The sequence below is a fragment of the Myroides sp. LoEW2-1 genome (assembly GCF_009767705.1).
GTDB lineage: Bacteria > Bacteroidota > Bacteroidia > Flavobacteriales > Flavobacteriaceae > Flavobacterium > Flavobacterium album_A.
In genome coordinates, this window is the sequence record NZ_WSPP01000174.1 from 1 (window position 1) to 2739 (window position 2739).

Genomic DNA, 2739 nt, shown 5'->3' on the forward strand with positions numbered 1-2739 from the left:
ATTAGTAAGTATTAATTTTTTAAAAAATAAAATATGGCTACAACAATAAAATCTTCAATTAAAACCATCAATCCCACAACAGGAAAAGAAGAAAAAGTTTTTGAAGTAATGACTTCAGAACAAATAAATACAATATTAGACAAAGCAACTACAGCATTTAAAAGTTGGAAGAATGTCTCGATTGCTGATCGTGCAAAAATTGTACACAAAATAGCTGATACTATGCGTGAGCGCAAAGATGAACTAGCTAGATTAGCTACCGTTGAAATGGGTAAACTATTTACTGAGAGTAAAGCTGAAGTAGAGCTTTCTGCAGCAATCTTTGATTATTATGCAACAAATGCCGCAGAGTTATTGAAAGACGAAAAATTAGATACGCCATTTGGTGAAGCATTCATTAGTAAAGAGCCAATAGGATTGCTATTGAGTATCCAACCTTGGAACTTTCCTTATTACCAAATTGTGCGTTCAGCTGCACCTAACTTAATGGCTGGAAATACTATGGTTTTAAAACACGCCTCTAATGTTCCTCAATGTGCTAAGCTCATGGAAGAATTGTTTTTAGCGTGTGGTTTGCCAAAAGATGTTTACACAAACTTATTTGTACCAGGAAGTGAATTGGCAAATATTGTAGGGGATGATCGCATCAAGGGAGTAGCACTAACAGGAAGTGAGCCAGCTGGTGCAAGTGTGGCCTCTATTGCAGGTAAAAATATTAAGAAATCTACTCTTGAGCTTGGAGGTAGTGATGCTTTTGTGGTATTAGATGATGCAGATATTGATAAAGCTATTAAAGGGGCAGTAGAAGGGCGTTTGTGGAATGCAGGACAGGTGTGCGTGTCTCCTAAACGATTAATTGTCTTAAAACAAGTAGCAGACAAATTTACCCAAGGTGTTATTGAGAAAGTAAAACAAGTGAAAGTAGGGGATCCCATGGATGCTGCTACTCAATTAGCACCACTTAGTAGTGAAAAGGCGAGAGAAGATGTACTAAAACAAGTTGCTAAAGCAGTAGAACAAGGAGCAAAACTTGTTTGTGGTGGTAAAAAATTAGATCGTGATGGATGGTTTATGGAACCTACTATACTTACTGGAATTAAAAAAGGAATGAATGCTTATTCAGAGGAGATCTTTGGTCCGGTATTTATGATCTACGAGGTAGCTGATGAGGCTGAAGCTATTGCACTTGCCAACGATACACCTTATGGGTTAGGTGGTAGTGTGTTTAGTGAGAACAAAGAGCGCGCAGTTAAAGTAGCTCGTCAAATAGAAACAGGTATGGTTTATATTAATCACGTTACTGGTATTGCTCCAGAATTGCCATTTGGAGGTGCTAAGAAATCAGGTTATGGACGTGAACAAGCAAAATATGGTATACATGAGTTTGTAAATGAAAAACTAATTTGTGTAACAGATATTGACAAGGCATATTAACGAGGTAAGGAACGTGAATATGAATTGATTTTTTATTATTCTTTTTATGTAAAAGGTTTTCACTAATAGTGGAAACCTTTTTTTATGGACTCAATCTACAAAGAACAGTTGCCGATTTTTTTACAGAAAAAGCTCAAGAGTACAGCCATGAGGTAGAATATAATCTAAGCTTATTATTTTGTGTGTAATTACTTGCTTTTTAGAATATTATGGTATTTTATTTAATTGTGTAATGATTATAGACTTGGTAAATTTGACCAAGAAATAAAAGAAAAAAATTGTTGTGAAAAAGATTATCCTCTTTAGTGTATTTCTAACAACTTTAGCCGCAGCTGCTGGTTATTACTACGAGTCTACATTTGCCACTTGTACAGGTTCATCAAGTTGTAAGGCGTGTAAAAATTGCAAGTATTGTAAACATTGTGCTGTCAATGGCAATAGTTGTGGGGTGTGTAGATAGGAATATTCTCTAGAGGATTAAATCTTTTGCTTGGCTGAATTGATTTAAACTAAATGGTATATATTCCTAAGCGTAGGAGTATTTATCTGGTAGAAAACAAAAAGTGCGAAATTTGATACCTTTACACGAAATAAGTTCTGTTAGTTATTAGTATTGTCACTAACATTATTAATCAAATTTAATTTTCCCAATTAGTTATTAAAGTAGAAAGCCAACAGGTCTTGTATCTGTTGGCTTTTTTTATTGTATAAAAATTGAATAAGAATGTGATCTTTTTTAATCATGAATTTTGTTGGCTTTTAGTTCATTTGCACTAATGCGCTTTGGCAGCACAAAGAGGGTATCTGTCTAGTAAATAAATAAGAAACACAATAAAAGCAAAAGCAGTTAATTTGCGTATTAACTGCTTTTGAGTGTTAACCAGAAAGAACCAAATATGTGTTAATTTGTTTGAGAACTCTTAGAGTTCGAGTAAATTAAGTATAGTCCATAGACTAAACCTACAGGCAATAATGCAACTGTGAATAGTATAACTAAGTATTTATCATCAGTTGTAATGCGTTTACTCTTTAAAATAAAGAGAGTGTATAATATAATTAATGCTATGTATATAATAAAGTATCCTGCTAGGCTTTGAGTTAGTAGGTTTTCCATTGTTATAATTATTATTATTTTGTCACATTCTATATGTGTATTTATAGCATATACTATACCAAATATTTAGAATTAGTTTATTGTAAGTAAATTAGTGCAACGAAACAGATAATAAATGTCAAAATACTTGGCTGGTGAGGTTTTTAATGCTTTAGTAAGTATATGTAATTTGAGAATATAGCTTCTAAAGG

The 2739-nt window shown here is 33.2% G+C and carries 1 protein-coding gene; it reads left to right on the top strand.

The features are described from left to right. Nucleotides 1-33: 33 nt before the first annotated feature. The gene (locus GOQ24_RS10810; protein WP_160339663.1) at nucleotides 34-1434 is read left to right on the top strand and encodes an NAD-dependent succinate-semialdehyde dehydrogenase; all 1401 of its coding nucleotides are present in this window, start codon (nucleotides 34-36) and stop codon (nucleotides 1432-1434) included. The last annotated feature ends 1305 nt before the right edge of the window (nucleotides 1435-2739 follow it).

Coding starts and splice junctions, on each gene's coding strand:
- GOQ24_RS10810 (WP_160339663.1), top strand. CDS start 34: ATGGCTACAACAATAAAATCTTCAATTAAAACCATCAATCCCACAACA.